The sequence below is a fragment of the Pedobacter sp. MR2016-19 genome, assembly GCF_014947265.1.
Classification (GTDB): domain Bacteria; phylum Bacteroidota; class Bacteroidia; order Sphingobacteriales; family Sphingobacteriaceae; genus Pedobacter.
The window spans coordinates 23,761-45,872 of sequence record NZ_JADCNK010000028.1; the positions used below are offsets into that span (position 1 = coordinate 23,761).

At 39.9% G+C, this 22,112-nt stretch carries 17 protein-coding genes; 12 read left to right on the plus strand and 5 right to left on the minus strand.

Annotated elements, in window-relative coordinates; translation table 11 throughout:
• Window positions 1-292: 292 nt before the first annotated feature.
• Window positions 293-751 (minus strand): DUF1524 domain-containing protein, encoded by a 459-nt coding sequence (locus tag IM793_RS22930; RefSeq protein WP_370629850.1) that lies wholly within the window; start codon window positions 749-751, stop codon window positions 293-295.
• Between the two features lie 561 nt (window positions 752-1,312).
• On the opposite strand from IM793_RS22930, the gene IM793_RS22935 reads away from it, so the two are divergent.
• On the plus strand, window positions 1,313-2,746 hold the full coding sequence (locus IM793_RS22935) for a DNA/RNA non-specific endonuclease (protein ID WP_193425561.1): 1,434 nt from the start codon (window positions 1,313-1,315) through the stop codon (window positions 2,744-2,746).
• 199 nt (window positions 2,747-2,945) lie between these two features.
• Here IM793_RS22935 and IM793_RS22940 read toward each other — a convergent pair whose 3' ends face one another.
• Both IM793_RS22940 and IM793_RS22945 read right to left on the minus strand, forming a co-directional pair.
• Entirely contained in the window at window positions 2,946-3,410 is a 465-nt protein-coding gene (locus IM793_RS22940; RefSeq protein WP_193425563.1) for a hypothetical protein, read from the minus strand.
• Between the two features lie 5 nt (window positions 3,411-3,415).
• Window positions 3,416-4,810: a C10 family peptidase gene (locus IM793_RS22945; RefSeq protein ID WP_193425565.1), complete on the minus strand. Its 1,395-nt coding sequence runs from the start codon at window positions 4,808-4,810 to the stop codon at window positions 3,416-3,418.
• A 637-nt stretch (window positions 4,811-5,447) separates the two neighbouring features.
• On the opposite strand from IM793_RS22945, the gene IM793_RS22950 reads away from it, so the two are divergent.
• The 7 genes from IM793_RS22950 (at window position 5,448) to IM793_RS22980 (ending at window position 14,163) form a co-directional block, all read left to right on the plus strand.
• The gene (locus IM793_RS22950) at window positions 5,448-6,140 is read left to right on the plus strand and encodes a response regulator transcription factor (RefSeq protein WP_193425566.1); all 693 of its coding nucleotides are present in this window, start codon (window positions 5,448-5,450) and stop codon (window positions 6,138-6,140) included.
• Between the two features lie 4 nt (window positions 6,141-6,144).
• Entirely contained in the window at window positions 6,145-7,512 is a 1,368-nt protein-coding gene (locus IM793_RS22955; RefSeq protein ID WP_193425568.1) for an ATP-binding protein, read from the plus strand.
• Window positions 7,513-7,718: 206 nt separating this feature from the next.
• The gene (locus IM793_RS22960; RefSeq protein WP_132395219.1) at window positions 7,719-7,904 is read left to right on the plus strand and encodes a hypothetical protein; all 186 of its coding nucleotides are present in this window, start codon (window positions 7,719-7,721) and stop codon (window positions 7,902-7,904) included.
• 116 nt (window positions 7,905-8,020) lie between these two features.
• On the plus strand, window positions 8,021-10,723 hold the full coding sequence (mgtA, locus tag IM793_RS22965; RefSeq protein ID WP_193425570.1) for a magnesium-translocating P-type ATPase: 2,703 nt from the start codon (window positions 8,021-8,023) through the stop codon (window positions 10,721-10,723).
• 71 nt (window positions 10,724-10,794) lie between these two features.
• A complete protein-coding gene (locus tag IM793_RS22970) occupies window positions 10,795-11,508 on the plus strand; it encodes a hypothetical protein (RefSeq protein ID WP_193425572.1) in 714 nt (237 codons plus the stop codon).
• Window positions 11,509-12,142: 634 nt separating this feature from the next.
• Entirely contained in the window at window positions 12,143-12,946 is an 804-nt protein-coding gene (locus tag IM793_RS22975; RefSeq protein WP_193425574.1) for a hypothetical protein, read from the plus strand.
• A gap of 236 nt (window positions 12,947-13,182) precedes the next feature.
• Window positions 13,183-14,163 (plus strand): MAE_28990/MAE_18760 family HEPN-like nuclease, encoded by a 981-nt coding sequence (locus IM793_RS22980; protein ID WP_193425576.1) that lies wholly within the window; start codon window positions 13,183-13,185, stop codon window positions 14,161-14,163.
• 270 nt (window positions 14,164-14,433) lie between these two features.
• Here IM793_RS22980 and IM793_RS22985 read toward each other — a convergent pair whose 3' ends face one another.
• Window positions 14,434-15,138 carry a hypothetical protein gene (locus IM793_RS22985; RefSeq protein ID WP_193425578.1) on the minus strand — a complete coding sequence of 235 codons (705 nt, stop codon included), beginning with the start codon at window positions 15,136-15,138 and terminating at the stop codon, window positions 14,434-14,436.
• Between the two features lie 569 nt (window positions 15,139-15,707).
• Here IM793_RS22985 and IM793_RS22990 point away from each other — a divergent pair.
• The 4 genes from IM793_RS22990 to IM793_RS23005 all read left to right on the plus strand — a co-directional run bounded on the left by IM793_RS22990 (window position 15,708) and on the right by IM793_RS23005 (window position 20,957).
• Complete coding sequence (locus IM793_RS22990) at window positions 15,708-17,051, plus strand: YCF48-related protein (protein WP_193425580.1); 1,344 nt, start codon at window positions 15,708-15,710, stop codon at window positions 17,049-17,051.
• A gap of 2 nt (window positions 17,052-17,053) precedes the next feature.
• Window positions 17,054-18,394: a hypothetical protein gene (locus tag IM793_RS22995; protein WP_193425582.1), complete on the plus strand. Its 1,341-nt coding sequence runs from the start codon at window positions 17,054-17,056 to the stop codon at window positions 18,392-18,394.
• A 1,259-nt stretch (window positions 18,395-19,653) separates the two neighbouring features.
• Window positions 19,654-20,403, plus strand: coding sequence for a WbqC family protein (locus IM793_RS23000; RefSeq protein ID WP_193425585.1), 750 nt, complete (start codon window positions 19,654-19,656; stop codon window positions 20,401-20,403).
• Entirely contained in the window at window positions 20,400-20,957 is a 558-nt protein-coding gene (locus IM793_RS23005) for an NUDIX hydrolase (protein ID WP_193425587.1), read from the plus strand. The genes IM793_RS23000 and IM793_RS23005 overlap by 4 nt, the downstream gene beginning before the upstream one ends.
• Window positions 20,958-20,970: 13 nt before the next feature.
• On the opposite strand, the gene IM793_RS23010 is transcribed toward IM793_RS23005, so the two are convergent.
• Window positions 20,971-21,786 carry a hypothetical protein gene (locus IM793_RS23010; RefSeq protein WP_193425589.1) on the minus strand — a complete coding sequence of 272 codons (816 nt, stop codon included), beginning with the start codon at window positions 21,784-21,786 and terminating at the stop codon, window positions 20,971-20,973.
• Window positions 21,787-22,112: the final 326 nt, after the last annotated feature.

Below are 22,112 nucleotides of genomic sequence, written 5' to 3' on the forward strand. Positions count from 1 at the left end.
GCATAAAAAAGTCATTTTGTTTTTTACAGACTGCAAAAGTCATGCTTCAAAGCCTTCTGATCAAGTTAGCTCGACTAAATTAGGAGGAAATATTTATAAGTTTTTACGGGAAACCGTAAAGTTGCTGAAGTTCCGGATCAAAACGTTAGAGCTGGTGCATCATTAAATGCCGGATTCTAATTCTTGCAATTCAGAATAGTGTTTTTACACGCACAAAACAAAGTTGGACTGACAAATAATGGCTGGTCTCTCCATGGGAAATACCAAGTCCAGGAGCGCAATCCAGCAAACGCTAAGTCAGTGATTGCTGGAATAAATGAATAATTTCATTCCTGTGCGCAACTGCTTTTTTCCAAGCCCAGCCCTCATGCTTAAAAATTAAATCTGATTTAAGTGAATCCACATATGGCTTTGAAATAAACTGCGCCCGCTTTTCTGGGTAAGGCTTATTGCTATACTGCGAGTTCATTCCTGGTGACAATAATACAAGGTTACCAAAATCATCTCCAAAGGGATACCTATTCTTTATCTCGGCATTTAAATTCATATTTAGGTTCATGCTGAAGATCTCCTCCTCGCCGGGATCAATAAAGAGAATGGGCCTGTTTTCCTCCTTTTGGATTTGTGGAAAAACATATTCTAAATAATTTTTCGATGTCATCCTGTAATTCTCCCACTTGGACTTGTCTATGGAATGCGAGAAAAGCATATCCCTGCTTTTCCAGAGTATATATTCTGTTTTATAAATAATAGGGAAACTTTACCCCTAATGTTTTTTTTAATTCCTTTCCTAGCGCAAGTCTTAGTTGTTGCGAAACTGTAATGGCCGACTTCTGCTTTCTAAAAACTTAATAAATCATTTATTCGTAATAATCATTTTTACTAAAGCCCTTTCCTAGCGCAAGTCTTAGCGGTTAGGGAACTGTTGCGGCTGACTTGTGCTTTCCAAAAACTTAATAAATTAATTATTCTTTATAATCATTTTATAAAAGCACAAATCAATAGAGAATAAAAAACCGAAGTCAAGGTTAATAGACTTGAACCCCGGTGAAGTACTGATTACCAGAGACTTCCCCCCATTAATTCAGCCAAATAAATTAGGTAAAGAAATCTACACCCAATCATCGAACGTGGTGAAACAGGGAGTTACCGTGGCGAAACGAGCATTAGACACCAGCATTCTACCCAATTGCAATTACCCTGCTTTTTGTTAATATTAACTTAACACAACAGACATCTTTTCTCCATATCTTCGCGGCGCATTGAAAAATGATCTACGTTAACGCGAACAACCAGACATTAAAATCAAAGCATGAAATTAAAAAACATCCTTACCTATTCAGGATTTATCGGCATCCTGATCCTATCCTCCTGTTCAAAAAAAACAAGCATTGGAGATGAAACACCAACCACACCACCACCAAAAGCGCCAACGGCTTATGCCATAACGGAGACTTTCGAATCTGGCAGCAAAGGCTCTTATGCATTAGACAGTGTTCAGCTACTCACCGGCAAATGGACATTGAGCGATGCGCTGCTGGGCAATCTTGCAGCTGATGCCAGGGACGGCGCGAAGTCTGTCCGCTTAAGAACAGGTTACCTGTCTATGAACTTTGATATCGCAGGCACTCAAATGATTTACGTTTCCCATGCCAAATATGGAACCGATGCCAGTTCAACCTGGCAGCTTATGGCTTCTACCGATGGTGGTAAAACCTTCACGCAGTTAGGTACGGATATTACAGAAACCAGCACCACACTGGTTACCGATTCCTTTAAGGTTAATACAACAGGCAAAATACGCTTTCAGATCAAAAAAGCCGGTACAACCAGAATCAACATCGACGACATCATCTTTAAAGGTACAGGTGATCCGGGCATTACCGTAGGTGGAGCGGATACGGATCCTGTGGATAACGGCGGCTCCACAGCAACCCCTGGAAGAGGCACGCCCGATGCAGGTGCGGATGCACCACCGGCCGGAGGTGATAATTCCAACCTACTTTTTGGTAACCCATCAGGCGCTACGGCCAACCTGGTTTCAGCAGAAAATTACCTGATTGATCAAAAATATTACACCGAGAGTTACAGCATGACCCGCGGGACACCAAACTGGGTAAGCTGGCACCTGGATCCGAACAACTTTACTGGTGCAGCAAGCAGAAAAGACGATTTCGCTTCATTTACAGGCCTGCCGGCAAATTGGTACCAGGTACAGAGCAACAGCTATTCAGGTTCTGGTTTTGACAGGGGGCATAACTGTCCAAGCGGTGACCGTACAAGCTCAAATACTGCCAATTCAGCAACTTTCCTGATGACCAACATGATTCCTCAGGCACCGAACAACAATCAGAAAACATGGGAATCTTTTGAAAGCTATCTCCGCGCCCAGGCATTGAACGGATACGAGGTTTATGTGATCATGGGAAGTTATGGCACAGGCGGCATCGGTTCGGCAAGCGCATCGGTAGTGAATACCATCAACAATGGCAAAGTAACCGTTCCGGCAAACGTATGGAAAGTGGCAGTACTGCTAAAAACGGGAGATCAAGATATCAGCCGCGTGAGTAGTTCGACAAGGGTTATTGCCATCAACACACCCAACATTAACAGCACAAATCCAAGCTGGAAGAACTATATTGTGTCTGTACGCGATATAGAAAGTGCAACGGGTTATAATTTACTTTCAAATTTACCGCAGAACATACAAGACGTGGTGGAGAAAGTGAAAGATCCGGGTAACTAAAACCAGTTATTAACTTGAGGATATAGCGATTACCCCCTACAGAGGCGAAATTTGCATCCCATAAACAAGTTAAAAAATATACTTTCAGAACTAAAAAGGAATCCCATTGCCGATGAGTACAATGGGATTCTTTTTATACTTTTTTTTGCTCAGTAGGATGTTCGACTTATGTTTAAATACTTACATTATCGCATATCAATTATTTGAGAATAACAGTTGGGGTAATTCTGTCTATCAGCGCGTTATTTAACCAGACCTTTCCTAATGCGATTGAACCCCCGTTTCTTACGATTTCTGCCTTGACAGTATCCGGTTTATTCTCCCCAAATTGGATGAGGGTATAACTTATCCCGCTTTTATCTGTTTCGGTGTTTACGAATAATTCAAGTTGATATTCCGCTGCATTCTGCTTCTTGAATATTTTAATATTTTTTGGAAAATCCATTGATGGTTTGTTTATCTGCTGATACGTACCATCTATTAGGTTAAAAATCTGTATGTTTTGCTGATTGAATCCGTTTGCAGTCTCCGGAGCAAGAAGATCTGCCTGTACATTATTTTTTACAGCAAACATCACACTTGTTTCCACTGAAACATTTGCAACCTTCTTTTTGCAGGAAAACAACGGGTAGATCATAAAGATTAAAGCTATTACTCTTGTCATTTTTCTCATAACGGTTTTATATTGTAGTACATGATATTTTTGTAATTGTAAGTACCCTCAAAATCATCTCTGTAAACATCCCGGAAGTTAGTAATCGTAGGCCCAAAATCCCCAACCATATACCATCCGTTATAAGAACCGTTCCAACCCCAGTTCATATGAAAATAAGTTGGATAAGTTACTTCGACGCGTTCGTCAAAATAGTCATCTACAGGTATTTGCACAATACGGGTATATTCATAGCGGTAAAACCCATCGCATACCCATTCATGACCGCCTTTATAGGTATCAAAGAAAATAAAGGAACCCTTTCTGCCTCCGGAAATGATAAAAGGTCTGTTAGCGCGCAGTTCGTTTAAAAAATCATTGGTCGGATCGGTGGCAGAAAATGCCTTGAATTCCCTTTTGGACATGGAGTAACCTAATAAATTAAAACCATCAACAGTTTTTGTACCGCCATTTGTTCCCGACCCGTCACATTTATAGTCCATATCTACCGCTACGCCGATGTTATGCATTAATCTGGCCGTTTCGGGTGTTCCGTAATAATTAGACATGGAACTCCAGTTGTAAGAAGACGGGAACTGATGATAGGCCGCAATCTGGGCGATGGCTGTTGCTACACATCCGGTAACCGCCCTGCCGTTGGTTGCGTAGGTGTTTCCGCAACTCATATAGTCACATTGGTCATTGTATCCGTCACCTTGTCCCCAGTAAGTTTGTACCAAAGGATCTTTATGTTCGATCAGGACATTATCATCGCTGGTTGCAGGCAATTGACCATTCACCCAAGCGGCTGTTTTTTTACCACTCGAAATGGCTACATCGCTGGTTGCAGGCAATTGCTCCTTCACCCAGGAGGTTGTTTTTTTACTATTTGAAATGGCTACACCAGATGTAGCAGTGGGTTTAATTGCAAATTGATTTGCACGAATGTTCTCTATGCTATGCTTAACATCATTCATCCAACTCAGTATACCTTCCGTTCCATTGTCTTTGTTGAATGAGGCAGTCTCAGAATATGCGAGTAACGATGGTGCCCTTTCATCAGCAGATACGATACAAAATCCGTTCGGTTTAAAATTGATAATATAGAAGGCGTTAATGCCAGCCCGATCTTTTACCGTAAAAACGGTATCTACGCTATTCGTCTCACTGGAAGTTCCCTTCCGGCTTGCCAAATTAGAAACCGAGGCAAAGGAGCCCGACATTAATTTACCACTGGGTTTACGTTTTATACTTAGCGCATAGCTTTTAGCCTGATCAATCCCAATGAAGGCACTTTTATTTAAAGAATCTAAGCGGGAATGATCGGTTTGTGCCTCATTAAGGCTCTTCTTACAGGAGAAGTTTAGGATAAGACTGCATGCAATCAGTAGAATCGAGAAATTTTTGTTCATAAATGTTATTTTAGATTGGGCTCAAATATATCAATTTATAATTATTCTAAATAATAAATATGTAATTTAATATAGACATCAATATTCACAATTAAATGAATGAGTATATTTTAAAAAATACATAAAATGTTAATTTCAGGATACAGTCTTTTTTTGATTACCAGCATTACTCACACTGGCGCAAGTCCAATGTCATTAAGTTAAGCCATCAGGCATAAGAAAATAATTTAACCACAGATAGAAAGGATGTACACAGATATGAAAATCCGTGTTTATCTGTGCTTATCTGTGGCTAAAAACCCTTAACTTAATGGCATTGGGCGCAAGTCTTAGCGATTGGGGAACTGTTTTGGGTAACTTCTGTTTTCCAAAAACACAATAAATTAATTATTCAATAATCATTTTAGTAAGGCACGAATCATGCCCATTGCTTAGGACTTTGGTCACAAAGACTTTCGCAAGGAAGTTGGTATCGATCCGAAAAAAGGATATAAACTGAAGCTATAAACAAAAAAGCTTCGGTGCTACCGAAGCTTTTAAAGTACCGATCAGCAGGAATAATTGGACACTTAAATCGCTTTTTGCAAGGCAAATCCGGATCAAATAAAAAACTCTAACTTTGTTAAAAAAGCTGATTATGCATATACTCGTTATCGAAGATGAACAAAGGGTTGCTGGGCTCATCCAAAAAGGATTAGAAGAGCAGGGATTCATTGTTACTTTAGCATACGATGGGGAGTTTGGGAAAAAATTGGCCTTCTCAAACGAATATGATCTGATCATTACCGACATCATTCTCCCAAAGCTTAGCGGCATTGACCTTTGTAAGGAAATAAAGACCAGATACCCACTTGTTCCGATTATTATGCTTACCGCTTTAGGTACAACCGATGATAAAGTTGAAGGCTTTGACGCAGGAGCAGATGATTATATGGTTAAGCCCTTCGATCTACGAGAACTATATGTTCGTATTCGGGCATTGCTGAAAAGAAATTCGTTTGAAGTGAAATCTAAAGCGCCATTTACCGAGTATGCCGATCTTAAATTGAACAACGATACCAAAACAGTAACTCGTTCTGGCAAAGAAATTAGCCTGACCCCAAAAGAACTGAAGCTGTTGGAATACATGATCCAGAACAAAGAGCGATTACTAACCAGAGCAGAAATTGCAGAAAAAGTATGGGATACCCATTTCGATACTGGAACCAATTTCATTGATGTTTATATCAACTACCTCAGAAAGAAAATCGACAAGGACTTTACGGATAAGCTCATACACACCAAACCTGGCCTGGGCTTTATATTTAAACACGAACCCATCACCCTATAACCCGATGAAAATCCGCAATAAGCTAACTTTACTGTTTACAGGAATTGTTGCTGCAATATTTCTGGTTTTTGCCCTTGTTATTTATATCTCATATGATAAGAACAGGGAGGAAGAATATTATAAACAACTGAATAATATTGCCATTACCAAGGCCAAACTGCTCTTAGACGCAAAGATTTCTCCTTCAGTACTACAACTTATTTATAGGAATTCCCAAAATGCACTCTACGAAGAAGAAGTAGCCGTCTATGACACCTTGTTCCATCTAAAATACCATGATGCGGTTGATATCGATAAGGTAAAAGAAACCCCCCAAATGATAGATGAAATCGTTAAAAAGCAACACATTGAATTCTATCAGGGCAAGATGCAGGTAGTAGGTATCTTATACAGGCACAAAACAGGGAATTATGTCCTTACTGCAGCAGCGAACGATCAGCTGGGCTATGCCAAGCTACTGAACCTAAAATACACATTGATCATTTCATTTCTGTTCACGATTATATTGATCTATGTGAGCGGCCTGTTTCTGGCAAATAAAGCCCTCAAACCAGTTTCCGATCTAATTGATGAAGTGGAAGAAATTACCGCTACCAATCTGGACTTAAGAATCAGAGAAGGCAATGGCAGGGATGAGATAGCGGAACTGGCCATTACCTTTAACGCCATGCTCAACAGGCTGGAAAAATCCTTTGATGCGCAAAAGGAGGTCGTTTCCAATATATCCCATGAACTCAGGACACCCCTTACCGCCATGTTGGCCGAATTGCAGCTCACCTTAGAGAAAGACCGTAGTAACGAGGCATACAAGGAATCAATTGTCCACGCAATCACTGACGCCCAAAAGCTGGTGCGCCTATCCAACAGCCTATTAGATTTGGCCAAGGCTAATTATGATCTTACCGAAATTGCATTCAGGGAACTTCGCATAGATGAGCTCATCCTAGATGCTAGAGGTGATGTGCTGCACGTACAGCCCAATTATAAGATCAATATTGTTTTCGAAACCGAAATAGAGGATGACCATTTTATATCTGTTATGGGCAACGAATACCTATTAAAATTGGCATTTATCAATCTTATTGAAAATGGCTGTAAGTTCTCAACAGCGCAGGAAATTACAGTTGCCATAAACTATTTCAGGAACAAAACCATCCTGCGTTTTCAGGATCAAGGCATTGGAATAGATGAAAAAGATCTTCCACATATTTTCACAGCCTTTTATCGTGGAGCCAATCAGGGTTTTGCCGCTGGAAATGGTATTGGTCTTTCTTTAACAAAAAAGATTTTAGAATTGCATCGTGGAACGATAAGTATACAATCAAAAACTGGCGAAGGAAGCACTTTCACCATTGAAATCCCCCACGTTTAATTCAACACCATTCTAATCAAATTCTAATGAATTTCTAAGCCTTCTCTAACGGGAGGCTTTTTTTGTATACCCTACTTTTGTGGCACTTAAAAACAATCGAAATGGACACAGAGCCCGATAAACAGCAACAATTTTTAAACAATCCCAGCTAGAGCAGGCAAGCTTCTTTTAGGCGGCCCCGATATGTTGGGACTTATCTCATCATTATGCCAAAAAAGAAAGAAGTGCAACACCAGCTATTGCCCCACCAAAAACCACAGCCAGGAAAAAAATATTTCTCAAGCCAAAGCAATTACCAGTTAGGTAAAATTGAGCTCGGCGCATCTGCCTTAAAAGGTATATCCGGTTTCTCTGCGCTACCAAAACAGCTCATCGTACAAATAAAAAATTAAGATTCACTATAAGTAAGGCGTTAAATCAATGCACGTGAAACCATCATGACTTTAAACTTAAAAGCAGTGCATAAAACCCCTGATAGTTTCATAACCGTTAAAACAATTAAATACTGATGAAAATACTGGCTAATATCAACAGAACCATACGAAAAAAAACAACAGCAGAAGGAAACCTGGATAAACTTTCCGAAAACCGTTTGCTAAGGGTTGCAGAAGAAGGGGATCAATTCATCTATACCATGCTCAAAAGCAGCGAACATGGCCTATCCCCCTCTGAAGTAGCAGATAGAAAGAAAAAATTCGGCTTCAATGAAATTGCCCACGAAAAGGCAGCAGCCTGGTACATCCAACTTTTCCAGGCTTTTTTAAATCCATTCATCGGGGTGCTGATCGTACTTGCTGTTGTTTCATTCATCATTGATGTAATGATTGCTGCTCCCGATGAACGTAGCTACAAAACGGTGATCGTAGTTGGGGTGATGGTCATGCTCAGTTCGCTGTTGCGCTTTTGGCAGGAATACAGTAGCAACCGAGCGGCAGAATCGCTGAAGAGTATGGTAAAGACTACCGCAACCGTACTTCGCCAGGGCAAGGAGAAAGCAGAAATCAACATTAAAGACCTTGTTCCTGGTGATATCGTTTTTTTGAGTGCGGGAGACATGATTCCTGCCGATTGCAGGTTGATGCAAAGTAAAGATTTGTTCGTGAGCCAATCGATGCTTACCGGCGAATCACTTCCGCTTGAAAAAAGAGCTGCGCAATCGGGTAAGCGCAAAAAAACCTCTCCACTTGAACTGGACAACATCTGCTTTATGGGAACAAACGTAGTCAGCGGCACGGGGATGGCCATTGTGGTCAATACTGGAAATGCTACCTATTTTGGTGCAATTGGCAAGGCCATTACAGGAAAGCGGGCCGAAACTAGTTTTGATAAGGGCATCAATAAGGTAAGCTGGCTACTAATCAGGTTTATGATGGTAATGGTACCGCTAGTATTTCTGGTAAACGGACTTACTAAGGGTGATTGGTTTGAAGCACTACTGTTCGGGATTTCGGTAGCCGTGGGTCTCACTCCCGAAATGCTGCCGATGATTGTAACTGCTAACCTGGCCAAAGGAGCTAAGAACATGAGCAAGCGCAAAGTGATCGTTAAACGTTTGAATGCCATCCAGAACATTGGTGCTATGGATGTACTTTGCACAGATAAAACAGGTACATTGACCATGGACAAGATTGTACTGGAACGGCACCTGAACGTTTTTGGTGATGAAGATGATGAGGTGATGAAGTGGGCATACCTGAACAGTTTTCACCAGACAGGACTGAAAAACCTGCTGGATGTTGCTGTACTGGAACATGCAGAAATCCATAGCTGCATCAATGCAGATGAACATTTTATCAAGATAGATGAAATCCCTTTTGATTTTCAAAGAAGAAGGATGAGCGTGGTATTGGAAGAAAAAAATGGCAAGCACCTGCTGATCTGCAAAGGTGCAGTAGAGGAAATGCTCGAACATTGTTCACATGCCTTTGATCCGGGAGAGGATAAACAGCTCCATATTGAAAATGATAAAATTGTGCCCATGGATGATGCCATGCGCAAGATTGTGCTGGACACATCCAGGAAACTGAACGAAGAAGGTCTTCGTGTATTGTTGGTAGCCATCAAGGAAGATGATAAAAGACCGCTTACCTATTCTGTTTCCGATGAGACCAATATGGTGCTTACAGGTTTCATAGGATTTCTGGATCCCGCAAAGCCCTCTGCCAAACCTGCAATAGAAGGATTACAGAAACTTGGCGTAAACATCAAGGTATTGACTGGTGATAATGAAATCGTGACCAAAAAAATATGCCGTGATGTGGGTATCCCGGTAAACCATATCCTGCTCGGCCGGGAAATTGAATTATTGAATGATGAACAGCTGACTGAAAAACTAGATGAGACCAACATTATGGCGAAGCTGAGCCCAATGCAGAAATCACGTATTGTTAAGCTTTTGCAAACCAAAGGACATACGGTTGGCTTTATGGGCGACGGAATCAACGATGCCGCTGCGCTACGTGATGCAGATGTTGGCATCTCTGTTGATACCGCTGTAGATATAGCAAAAGAGAGTGCAGACATTATCCTATTGGAAAAAGACCTGATGGTTTTGCGCAAAGGCGTAATCTATGGTCGGAGAACTTTTGGCAACATCATCAAATACATCAAAATGACGGCCAGCAGCAACTTTGGAAACATGTTCAGTATGTTGGGTGCAAGTGCCTTTCTGCCATTTTTACCCATGTTACCCATCCATTTATTGGTACAGAACCTGTTGTACGATATTTCCCAGACCTCCATTCCATGGGATAGCATGGATGAAGATTTTATTGAAAAACCACAGAAATGGGATGCGAGTGGCATTAGCAGGTTCATGCTGTTCATCGGCCCGATCAGTTCGATATTTGACTATGCCACCTTTGCGGTGATGTGGTTCGTGTTCAAGGCCAATATGCCCGGGCATCAGAGCCTGTTCCAGAGCGGTTGGTTCATAGAGGGCCTGCTCTCACAGACTTTGATCGTGCACATGATCAGGACACGGAAGATCCCGTTTATCCAGAGCTGGGCAGCTACACCTGTTGTTGCGCTTACCTCCTTGATCATGCTCATTGGCATCGGTATACCCTTTTCTCCAATTGCAAGTGCATTAAAGCTACAGCCTTTGCCATTGAGCTATTTTCCATGGCTGATTGGTATTCTTGCAGGTTATTGTGTGCTTACCCAGTTGGTTAAAACATGGTTCATTAAGAGATTTAACCAGTGGCTTTAGCAAAATATGCAGATTTTGCATTTATTTGCAGGCAATTAAGGGGCATTAAATATCAGATAAAGAAAATGAGTATGAAAAAAGGATTTCATTATATGTTGGCTACATTAGTAGCCAACATATATTTTTGTAGCTGTAAAAGCGTACAGACCGTAACTGAGATACCTACAGATATATACACTGTTTCCTCGAAGGAATATATCATGCTGGACAGCGGTGCAAAACAACTCCCATTACAAAAACGCATTAAGATCGAGGTTGAGGAATCAGATGGTACCCTTAGCCTTAAACCTGTTTCTGAAAAGTTCAATCCCCTGGAAATTAAGATGTCCTCCATACAAAACCTAAAGATTTATCGATATACTTTTGATGTGGATATATTGACCATACCATTTAAGATCCGTCCATCGGTAAAGGGATTTCCTCAACAGCTAAACCCAAATTTTAGTGCCGCCGTTTACCTGGGCCGCAGAAGGGACAGCTATCGTATCAGTTCTTTAAACGATAGAGGCTCCAAGAAGTTCAAGGTCAGCGGAGTCGGCTATGGCTACGGAGGTTTCATAGGTCTGGGTGCGGTAACGATGAACCCTTTTGTAACCGAACAGCAGATTGATTATGAATATGACGGTTTTGTAATTAACGGTGGCCTTGCCGGAATTTATGATGCCAAGAAATTTAATCTGGGATTAGCCATTGGCGCCGACTACCTGCTTGATAAGAACAGCAAGAACTGGATCTATCAGGGTAGGCCCTGGTTCGGCCTATTATTCGGCATCAACCTGAACTAGGGCCATCTTTTCTCTTAAGATTAAAAGGGTTACTACCCTTTCCTGGCACAAGTCTTAGCGGTTGGGAACTGTTATGGCTAACTTGTGCTTTCCAAAACTTAATAAATTAATTATTATTAATAATCATTTTTACTAAAGCACAAATCAATAGGAAATAAAAAAAACCGGAGCCAAGATTAAAAAACCTGAACTCCGGTGAAGTACCGATCAGGGAGAATATTTTGAACATCTAAGGCGCTTTTTAATACTTATAGAGCCTATTATTGAGGATTTGGAGCGAAAAGGTTTCATATAAAAAGGGTATAAAAATTTTTCAATTTTTCATCAAGGATACCTTCAGGTTATATTAGAAAAAAACAATTGGCAGGTATGGGAAATTTTTATTAATAGGAAACTTGCATAACTTCCTATGTTTTCCAGTGAATTGTAATTAAGTTAGACTTTAAGTTTGATACGGTAACATTTCTCGCAACTGCTATATAGTTTTTAGCCCTGAGATAGCCGAAAATTTCAAATTTTGTTCTTATTAAGGGCTAAAACAGCAGCAAGAAAAGTCTCTAAAGGAAATGAAAAACAACGTTAATATCGTAGATTTACAAGACAACCGGACCACAATACACAAGACCAACCAAGAATGAAACCACTTATTGCCTCCCTGCTCCTAACTATCCTTCTCACTCCACAGGTACAAAAAAAAGAAAACGACCTCTCTATCGAACTGCTAAGGGGAAAGGTAAAAACAAGGACAGAAACTTGGTACACGGTCAGCAGTCGTGGCGGCGACCGTTCATTTGTCAAAAAGACCAGGACTGAGTACAACCTACAAGGCTTCAAAACCAAGTTCACCACCATCAATGAGTGGAACCGCGAGATAAAAAGCTGGGACTACCAATACGACGCCAATGGAAACCTCTTCAGCGATAGCCCGGACAGAGGCAAGACCATCCAGAAAGCCAAAGACGGGAGCTGGACAGAGACTACAAGGGGCTACTCTGACCTGATCACCATCGAAAAATACGGCAAACACGGATCCCTACTGGAAAGGCTCACCACGGACCGGCAGGGCAAAACACTTTCCTCGGCAAAAATAATCAGCAGCAAACCGGGCCAGAGCACAAGGGAAGACGATTTTAATGCAGATGGCACCCTCATCCAGAGCATACTCCGGACTTGCGACGCATACGGCAACCTCACCGAAATTTCCTTCCTTGATCCCAAGGGCAAACAGACTGGAAAAATGAGCTACACCTACCTTTCAAACAATGGCCCGCTCATCGAATACGTCATTTATGACATGCACATGGGATCACTCCAGCGCTTCAAAACCATCAAATTCTCCAAGCCGGACCAAAAAAATAATTGGCTGGAGTCCATCGAAACCCGTGAAACCGAGCTACCCTTCCTGAAAATCAGGGAACTGGAATATTATCCGGATTGACGACACCAGTATAATTTCCCTCCAAATGTCTGGAAGGTCTTCTGGAATACTCCTGTTCCCCTTGTGGAAAAAGCACCGGTCAAAATCTCGTTTCTTTTAAAATCAAAAGCTATAATGATTATTTCCAAAAAAACAGGAGCTCTCCCACACTAAAAATAAAAATTGAATTACGCAAGTAGGTTGCGTAGTTCTGATTATATCTTTGTATCCAGAAAAAACAATCTAAAACACTTTTCATGAAATATGAGGATTACGCTGAACAGAAAGACCTCCTCCATCACTTATTGAGGTACACGGGAATAATCAGATCAGAACATTTTGTAATAAAAATCAACCATTTCCCAGATTATGATCTGAGCAGCTACGAGGGAGAAATAGGAAAGGATTATATCTTCAATAATACCTGGAATTTCAGGGATGATATGAGCTATGTTCTAAATTTCAAGTTTGGTGACCTAAGAATCTACCATAGTGAAGATATTAGGCGAATGGTTGCCGACAGTGGAATAGAGGTTGATGAGAAAATAGAAGATTTTCTTGACCACATCACACATGCCGATCCAGAATTATTAACCGATTACGGATTAGAGGGGAACGAATATGATGAATTTAAAATAAAGGTATTAATGCCACAATCTATTGAGAATGCAAAGAGATTGCTTTGGTACAAAGGCGTCTTCTTCGGTGATTCTATTTATATCGATCCTATTGATTTTGCCGTGTATACCAAGTTGGGTATCACTTACGTACCTGCCTTAACGGAGCTGAAGTTCTATGAAGCGCTTATTGGTGAGAGTATTAGCATATCAGACGGGAACCAAAACAATCTAGCCTTCTTTACCCTATTTTCGGCTTTTGACTCACTGGTCAACACTGAATTAAAAAACTTGGGCCATGCCAACAAAAAGCCGGAAGATTCGATTGCCAAGAAGTTCGAAATCCTGTTTACCAGACGATTTGGTAATATTGGTAACCATGAAATCTATAATAGTTTTAAAAAGAAGTTTTTGGCTTTTAAGGATTTCAGAAACAGCATAGCCCATGGATCGAAACCCATAAAGATCAGCGAAGGCGAATTAAAGGAGATGCAGTTGTTTGTACTTACGATGCTGATCAGCTTTCGTGACAAGCTTACCATGTTTAATGAAGTGAATATAAAAATCGCCTACCTTCAAAATAGGGTCATTCAAACAATAACTCCTTGGGGCGTTTTTTAAATTGAACTCATTTGTCCTAAATCGGATTCCATATTGTCTTTTTGTGAGTCAACATTGCCTTTGAAGGAATCAGGCGGCAGAAGATTAAATGATTGCTTTTTTGAAGCCTATTGCATACTTTACTAAAATTGGGGGAAGAACCGTTTCCTTGAAATACCCGCGCTATGGCAATTTGCTCTGATCGTACAGATAGCCAAAGAGCGATTTTTTCTGTTCCTGGGATTCAAGCGGAAAGTGATCCTCGTGCACATACGCCGGCTGTCGTATATGCTAGGACCATAACCTTACAAATAGGTTATCCGGCATTGCCACGGCCATGGAAACATATTTGAATTCTGTATCGTATATTTCATCATAGGAAGTAAATCCGGCAGCCGGAAAGGTTTCCTTATACTCGGTATTAAATTCCGGTTGGAAATATTTTATAAGGCTAGCCTCAAAAAGCGTCAGCTGTTTCTTTGGCGAGATACGTTTTCCCGCATCTCCCCGCAACTTCATTAGACTGTCTACACCCGCGTCAACCTGCGTTTCAGCAGCAACGAAAGCAACAGCATTGTCGTTGGCCTTATATGCCAGACAGATGACCAGCAATTCTTCAGTGGTGCTTTCCTCGACAACTCTCAAGGCTATTTCTTTGATTTTTTCATGTTTTTCCAATCGGCATTGGATGCCTTTGAACGATTGACCTACATATATCACTTCAAGGTCGGAGGGATGGAGGATATCACTCTGATTGCCATAATATGTTTGGTCTCCGCTCACATCGCGATAGAAAAACATCATGGAAACCACATGATGGCTTCTGATATCTGAAGATTGGCCATTGTCAATAACAGTGATATAACCCGGCCGTTCTGATTTGCACAATACAACATCTTTTTGATGTTCCCTGTCCAGCCATTGCTTATCATGGTTCTCATCGAGGAAATAGAACCATGAAACGTTTTTTTCACTTAACTGCTCACATCTGAGCAAAAAACAGTTTTTTTTTTGCGTTTGGTTACCAGATAGACCTGATACTTTCCGGTCGAAATTTCTGAAGCTACGTCAGAAATCTTAACATCGTATGCATTAAATAGAATTACGTCGGTATTGTAAAAATTATATCCTAGAGTCCAGTTCAATTTAGTAGAGCGTTCGTGTTAAAGCAAATATAATGGAAATTTAAAGGAAAAGCCTTCCCAACTAATGTTTAGGCATCAAACCATTCCGGGTTGCCCATCAAAACTATAAGTTAGTCCTTTCCTAGCGCAAGTCTTAGCAGTTGCGGAACTGTTGTAGCTGACTTGTGCTTTCCAAAAACTCAATAAGTTTATTATTCGTAATAATCATTTTTTGTAAAGCATGAATCATGCCCACTGCTTAGGACTTTGGGCACAAAGACTTTCGCAAGGAAGTTGGTATCGATCCGCAAAAAGGATATAAACTGAAGCTATAAACAAAAAAGCTTCGGTGCTACCGAAGCTTACAGTACTATTAGAAAAATATTTATGTTCAAAACTTCCCTAATTTTTTATCCTATCTTTAGCTTTACAATTTAACGTATGCTCACAATAAAAAAATACACGCTCTTATCGGCTGCCATAGTCTTATTTTTTTCCTGTAAAAAAGGCGGTCCAAATCAGTCAGATACTACAATTAATTCGAAGTCTAGAGAAATAAAAGGTATCGAGATTATAAAGGGTAATAATCAACTCGCCTATAAAAATCAAGTTTTAGATACTATTGTGTTTAAGGTAAAATTAAATACAACTACTGACGAATCTCCATTGCAATATTACACTAAAATGAGTGGTAATAGTGGAAGTTTTAATGTATTAAGCCAAGTTAAATCTGGCGATGACATGATAATTAAAGTTTTTTGGCAACCTAATTCTACTGAAGTTAATCCAACAATTAAATTTTACGTTGGGGCTGGATGTACAAATGAGCAGTTTATTCAAGGCACATGCAAAACTATGGATTCAGTTAGTCTTTCAGCAAAATTCCGTCAACCCTGGAGAAGCGTTTATTATGGCAATCAAGGTGGTTATAATGTTTTACAAGACATTCAATTTATAGATGAAATGAATGGAATAGTTGTTGGAGAAGGCTCTGGTACGATTAGAACAAATGATGGCGGAAAAACTTGGATAAAGGGCGAACCCGTAAGAAATGATAACAGTGCTTACCTTATCTCTTTTACTGGAAAAGACACAGCAATGGTAAGTATTGTAAATAACTACGCATCTTTTACCAACGATCGTGGAAAAACATTTGCTCAGCCTAGTTCCTGGACTCCCCCGTTTGTAGGTCATCAAAGCTCATCTGCATATTACCTCCAAAGTAGAGACGTGATTTATTCGGTAGGTTGGCAGGGAGGAATTGCAAAAACCACAAATGGTGGCAAAACCTGGGATAAGACGGCATCATTTAACATCCTAAATAGCTTAACCGATCTTACTCATGTTGGAAATGACACATTATTTACCTGTGGTTCCGTAGGTTTCATCGCCAGAACAACCGATGCTGGCAAAACCTGGAAACAGCAACCAATTCAGTTAAACAACAATTTAAACAAAGTTTATTTTGTAAACAATAAGTTGGGTTATATAGGTGGGCAATATGGTACACTTATCCGAACAAATGATGCAGGCGAACATTGGGATAAAATATCAACTGGTATGAGTTTTTCAATTATTGCAATCCGCTTCTTTAAAAACCATGGCCTAATCGTAAGTTCCGGTGGTGAAATTGCAGAATCAAAAGACAATGGACTAAGCTGGACATTATTATTAAAAAGTAATTATGGCGCCGGTGATCTTCGCAGAGCAATCATAAAAGACGAGACTAATGTCTTCGGTTTACAACAATCTTCTATCTTAACGTACGACATAACTCAGCCATAATCATGATTAAATCTGTATTATACATAAAACTTATCTTTTCATCGCTTTTGATGTTGTCGTTAATGGCAGGTTGCAAAAAAGATTCAGATAAAGAAAAAGATCCTGAAAGTTTATTGCCGAAGGCAAAATTGTCATTAACTGGGGGAGATAAACAATCTGGTATTTATGGCGAGAAGCTGGCAAACGAGCTTTCATTTAAAATCACTCCTATTGAAGGCATAAAGCCTGAACAATATTATTTGGAATTCGCTTTTGTGCAGGGAAACGGCATGATTAACGGCTATACAATTCCACAATCAAACGTACAACAAGATGGAACTGCAAAAGCCATATGGCAACTGGGCTGCAACAGTAACGCTCAAAAAATAAAAGTGTACTTGTATGCGTACCCTACTACCTATACAAATAATGGCAAAGCTTCTGTGCCGCAAGATTCGATTGAAGTTCAGGCGACTGGCACAAAACCAATCGGTTGGGGAAAATCTTGTGGTTGCGGAGTACCAGATATGTTTACAGCACAGGTAACAACATTTGACTCTAAAACCCTGTATTTAGCTTCCAATAAATTATACTCATCTACCGATGGAGGTATGAACTGGTACGAAGTAGCGGGTGTACCAAAAGGGTCGAGCATAGTTGGAGCTCAGTTTAACACCAAAGGGTGGTTATATGTACTTACAAAAACTGATGGCATTTTTTACTCTAAAGACCTTAAAAATTGGCAAGCGATAAACAATGGTATACTCGACAAACGTGATCCAACAGGTTTTATGGTTAAAGACGATACACTAATGGTAAGTTTCTACTTTGATGGCCCTTACATTACCACTGACAACGGACTTTTTTGGCAAAAAATGCTAGTTTCAAACAGTTCGCAGCGGTTCGGTTTCTTTAACAAACATGCTGATGGCAGTTTATACCTTTTTGATGATTGGGGAAAACTGTTTAGGTCGAAGGATACTGGCAAAACCTGGCAGCCCATTTTACTGGATTATGGATATTATTTGTCACAGCCAACCGGCTTTTCTATTGGTACAGATGGTAATTTGTATGTTGGTGCTGATGATGCGGTCATTGCGCAGGTTTCCCCTACAACATTAAAAGGCACGGCGAAACGTTATTATCAATACAATGGAACGTCGCAATCGGTAACCAATATCCAACCATCAAAAGACGATGTGTTTTATTTGGTCCGCGCAACACCGAATGCAGGTGTTTACAGTATGAAAAACAATTGGAGCAAGGTAGAACTTAACTTTTCAAAAACAATTACTTCATTTTTCATCAAACCTGATGGTAACTTCCTATTGTTGAGTACGGATGGATTGTATTATCGGAATTAAATGGTTAATCATCCTAGAACGACGGTATTAGTAATTGTTTCTGATGCAGTAGCTGCTCATATTCCAATTTTGAACTAAATAGCTATTTTAAAAATAGCATCCTCAAGAACATAACATTGTTTTAAACAAAAAAGCCACTCATCTCTGTGTGGCTTTTTTTCGCTTGACAATCACTATCTAATTTGTACCCAAGAGGAGATCCGATAGCTATCGGATCGAACTCCCACACCCATACAGGCGCCAGCCCCTCAAGCTGGTGCGTCTACCACCCCGATATCGGGGTCGCTTTTAATGATATCGCTCAATAAGTTTAGCTACCAGCTCAGGATATTGCTTTAAGTTTTAATATAAATTATACTTTTCATTTTTTTGATATGTAATTCGATCAATCGGGACTGTTTGTAATCAAGGTCATTTATAGTAAAAAATAGTTCCCAATCTTCTGTCTTAGATGTGAAACTATCCGTAAAAATTTATCCTTATGCGATTGTAATCGCTGTAGCAAATCCAGACAAAACCGGTGTAATAACGATTTAATTTTTCAGAAAAAAAGATATAAACTGATGCCATAAACAAACAAAAAAGCTTCGGTGCTACCGAAGCTTTTAAAGTACCCTCTCGGAGGAATACTTTGAACACTTAAGTGCTTTCTTACAGGTTCTTGGGCCAATTGTCGATGACTTAAAGAGCAAGGGATTTATATAAAAATCTAGTTTTTCGGAAAAGTGGCAACCGTTGTACTAAAAATTTAAAACACAAAAACTTGGCAAATATGAATGAGAATAGTTTTGCTTTTTTTCGTTGACAAGGACGAACAAATGAATTCGACTGGAGATTCCGCTAGGACTAACCAAATCATTTTGGAACTTAAGATCAGAAAACCCAAATGTGAGTTAAAGGTTATATCCGATCCTTTGAACTATCCTTGCGACAATGAGTTTACCAATGCGCATCACCTCTATATTCGAACTAACTCTAATAAACTCAACAGACACGAATTGGATAAACCGTAGTAGATTGACCTCGTCTCGCCAGTAAAAAGTATATTACAACACACTATTTTCAAAGCATTTACAAATAATTAAAAATTGGTGCAAAGGGGTCAAATAAATTGGTTCAGCAGGATCTGACAATCCCGTTGACACAGCCCCTAACATTTAAAGTATTGGTGAGATCACATTGGTTCGTTTACCCAATAAATTATATTCCTTTTAAAACATTATAGTATTTGTTTACATTTGATCAACATCAGAAAACAGATGACATACGATCTCAGCATAGTAAATACGGTTACCATGCACCAACCTCATTTTTTACCATGGTTCCCATACATGGCCCGTCTGGCAGTATCGGAATACTATGTGGTGCTTGATGACGTACAGTTCCGAAGACGATTCTATCACAACGGGACGGTATTGGTAAAATCCAAAGATAGGCCGTTCCGCCTGACAACACCGGTAACCCTGGGCACTGAAGGGACAATTGCAGATGCAGTGATCAAAAGTGATTTACATGAACTCATCCGGATAAAAAAGACAATATTTTACAACTACAAGAAATCACCCCATTTTGAGGAAATATGGCCGAAACTAGCCTCATTACTGGATCTTTCCTGGGGAGATGGCAGCCTTAAAAAACTGAATGTCAGCCTCCTCACCGGGCTGCTGGAAATGATGCAACTTAAAGCACCAAAGATTATCTATTCCAGTGAGGTAACCCGTTCGCCCGGAAGGGACGAGCGCATCTATAAGGTATGTGAGGAATTGGCAATCACTAATGTCCTCTGTGGCTGGGGAATGAGCACGCAAATACACAGTGAGGAAATGCTTAAAAAAAATCACATCAAAATGTATCCACTCAAAAAATCATTCATTGACTTAACGCTACCCAATTACATCCTTTATGATGGCCTTTCAATAGTTGATACCCTTATGCAGTTCGGAAGCGAGGCTACAAGAAAAGCCGTGGAAAGTATAAGAGGTTTTTACATTAAAGAAATACAGAAATGAAATTAATTGCGCGAAATATTTTGTTCAATAATGAAAGATTCCAGGTTTTTCAGGACGATATCGAGTTGAATGAGCAAAGCCTGCAATTTACGTATCTGAACAAAAACAATGCTGTCGGCATCATTGCGCATAATGACCGGGAAATCGTTCTTGTCGAACAGTACCGCCATGCCATAGGACAACGGATGCTCGAAATACCAGGTGGCAGGATAGAGAACGGAGAATCTGCCTTCGATGCTGCCCTTCGTGAACTAAAGGAAGAAACAGGATTAATTGCAGCCGATTTGCAATTTTTGACCAAGGCTTTTGTACACCCCAGCCTGTGTAATGAGGAAATACAAATCTACGTTACCACTGATTTTGAAAAAATAAAACAGTCACTGGAACAATCTGAAATGGATCTTTCGATAAAGACGGTTGGGATCGAGGAGATTCCTTCCTTACTCTTATCAGGTAAAATGTTATCCATACCAGACGCCTATGCGCTTTCCCTTTTTTATTTCCATTACCTCAAGGCGAAAAAAAAGCGAAAATCAGGCAAAAATGGTATATAATCAACCTTATGTATCACTCCATGATCATGGCAAGATGCTGGGTTCCGACATGGTGATCGTCGCCCGCGAGAATTTTCACGATTTTTTGATCTTTTAAATCACTAGCGGTAACTGTTTTGGCAACAAGGTTTTCATATTCTTCCTGAGATCTCTGTAGCACAGCAATGCCGGATTTCACATTAGTTATCCCAGAATCTGCATATGCCACGACCAGGCGCTGGATTGAGCTCATCTTCTTCGGCCCACCATTTCCGATCATAAAGGTTTTTCTAAAGTTTTCAGTTTCGGTAAGTTCCATGTAAAAACGCTCAGCAGTGATGGGGCTTACCAAGCCGCCATATTCCGATTGCCCTGATTTGATCAGCACATTCCCGCAATCAATTTTCAGGATAAAAATATTAACCAGGCAGTTTTTCAATTCATAGCAGTTATTTTTTTTGTCTAATGAAGCATTTCCACTATAGCCATCCTTTTCCCAGGAATAACCTTTCCATACCCCATCCAGGCCTAAAAACTCCTGCCTCTCTTGTGGCATGTTTTCCTGAACGAAGGTAAAACACTTCTTCTTCAGATCCCAGCTATGATTGTAATCAGCTAATATAATGGCATCAATAATCCGAAGAATTTTATCATACTGGTTGGCATTGTAAAACTCCTTAGCCCCCGTAAAATGATTACTGAGCGTTGCAGCCGACATGTTTTTGATCGTAGCTAATTTTGACAGCCACTTTTTCTGGGTGTTCATCTCTTCATCACCCTGACTTTTAAAAAATTCAAGTGCAGCTATTAAATGTTTTTTGAGATCGGACTTGGCATTATCTTGAGGCATTATTTCAGTTATTTTCAGTAAAATTAGTTTTTTTTTAGTAAAATAAGTAAAATTTCAATATATTTTAATAAACAACTGATTAACAGTGTTTTAAAAAAAATTAAAACCCTTTTTTTCGATATATTTGTTTACACAAAATCAGGAAAACTACTATTATATAAGACAAAAAAACTAAAATAACCACAATGGTGTTTACTGCGGAAAATCAGCAGAAAGCATCCGGGCTTTCGAAGTTATGCCCGCCGCTGAAAACTACAAAAAGAAAGCACAATAACCGAACAATCCGGGAAGATCCAATCGGTACTGTGCTTACAACAAATGAATCC

What these genes read in the sequence shown, in the direction of transcription:
- IM793_RS22990 (WP_193425580.1), top strand. Translation starts at nt 15,708, where the DNA reads ATGCTCACAATAAAAAAATACACGCTCTTATCGGCTGCCATAGTCTTA.
- IM793_RS23000 (WP_193425585.1), top strand. Translation starts at nt 19,654, where the DNA reads ATGACATACGATCTCAGCATAGTAAATACGGTTACCATGCACCAACCT.
- IM793_RS22955 (WP_193425568.1), top strand. Translation starts at nt 6,145, where the DNA reads ATGAAAATCCGCAATAAGCTAACTTTACTGTTTACAGGAATTGTTGCT.
- mgtA (WP_193425570.1), top strand. Translation starts at nt 8,021, where the DNA reads ATGAAAATACTGGCTAATATCAACAGAACCATACGAAAAAAAACAACA.
- IM793_RS22945 (WP_193425565.1), bottom strand. Translation starts at nt 4,810, where the DNA reads ATGAACAAAAATTTCTCGATTCTACTGATTGCATGCAGTCTTATCCTA.
- IM793_RS22975 (WP_193425574.1), top strand. Translation starts at nt 12,143, where the DNA reads ATGAAACCACTTATTGCCTCCCTGCTCCTAACTATCCTTCTCACTCCA.
- IM793_RS22980 (WP_193425576.1), top strand. Translation starts at nt 13,183, where the DNA reads ATGAAATATGAGGATTACGCTGAACAGAAAGACCTCCTCCATCACTTA.
- IM793_RS22950 (WP_193425566.1), top strand. Translation starts at nt 5,448, where the DNA reads ATGCATATACTCGTTATCGAAGATGAACAAAGGGTTGCTGGGCTCATC.
- IM793_RS22935 (WP_193425561.1), top strand. Translation starts at nt 1,313, where the DNA reads ATGAAATTAAAAAACATCCTTACCTATTCAGGATTTATCGGCATCCTG.
- IM793_RS22970 (WP_193425572.1), top strand. Translation starts at nt 10,795, where the DNA reads ATGAAAAAAGGATTTCATTATATGTTGGCTACATTAGTAGCCAACATA.
- IM793_RS22940 (WP_193425563.1), bottom strand. Translation starts at nt 3,410, where the DNA reads ATGACAAGAGTAATAGCTTTAATCTTTATGATCTACCCGTTGTTTTCC.
- IM793_RS23005 (WP_193425587.1), top strand. Translation starts at nt 20,400, where the DNA reads ATGAAATTAATTGCGCGAAATATTTTGTTCAATAATGAAAGATTCCAG.
- IM793_RS22995 (WP_193425582.1), top strand. Translation starts at nt 17,054, where the DNA reads ATGATTAAATCTGTATTATACATAAAACTTATCTTTTCATCGCTTTTG.
- IM793_RS23010 (WP_193425589.1), bottom strand. Translation starts at nt 21,786, where the DNA reads ATGCCTCAAGATAATGCCAAGTCCGATCTCAAAAAACATTTAATAGCT.
- IM793_RS22960 (WP_132395219.1), top strand. Translation starts at nt 7,719, where the DNA reads ATGCCAAAAAAGAAAGAAGTGCAACACCAGCTATTGCCCCACCAAAAA.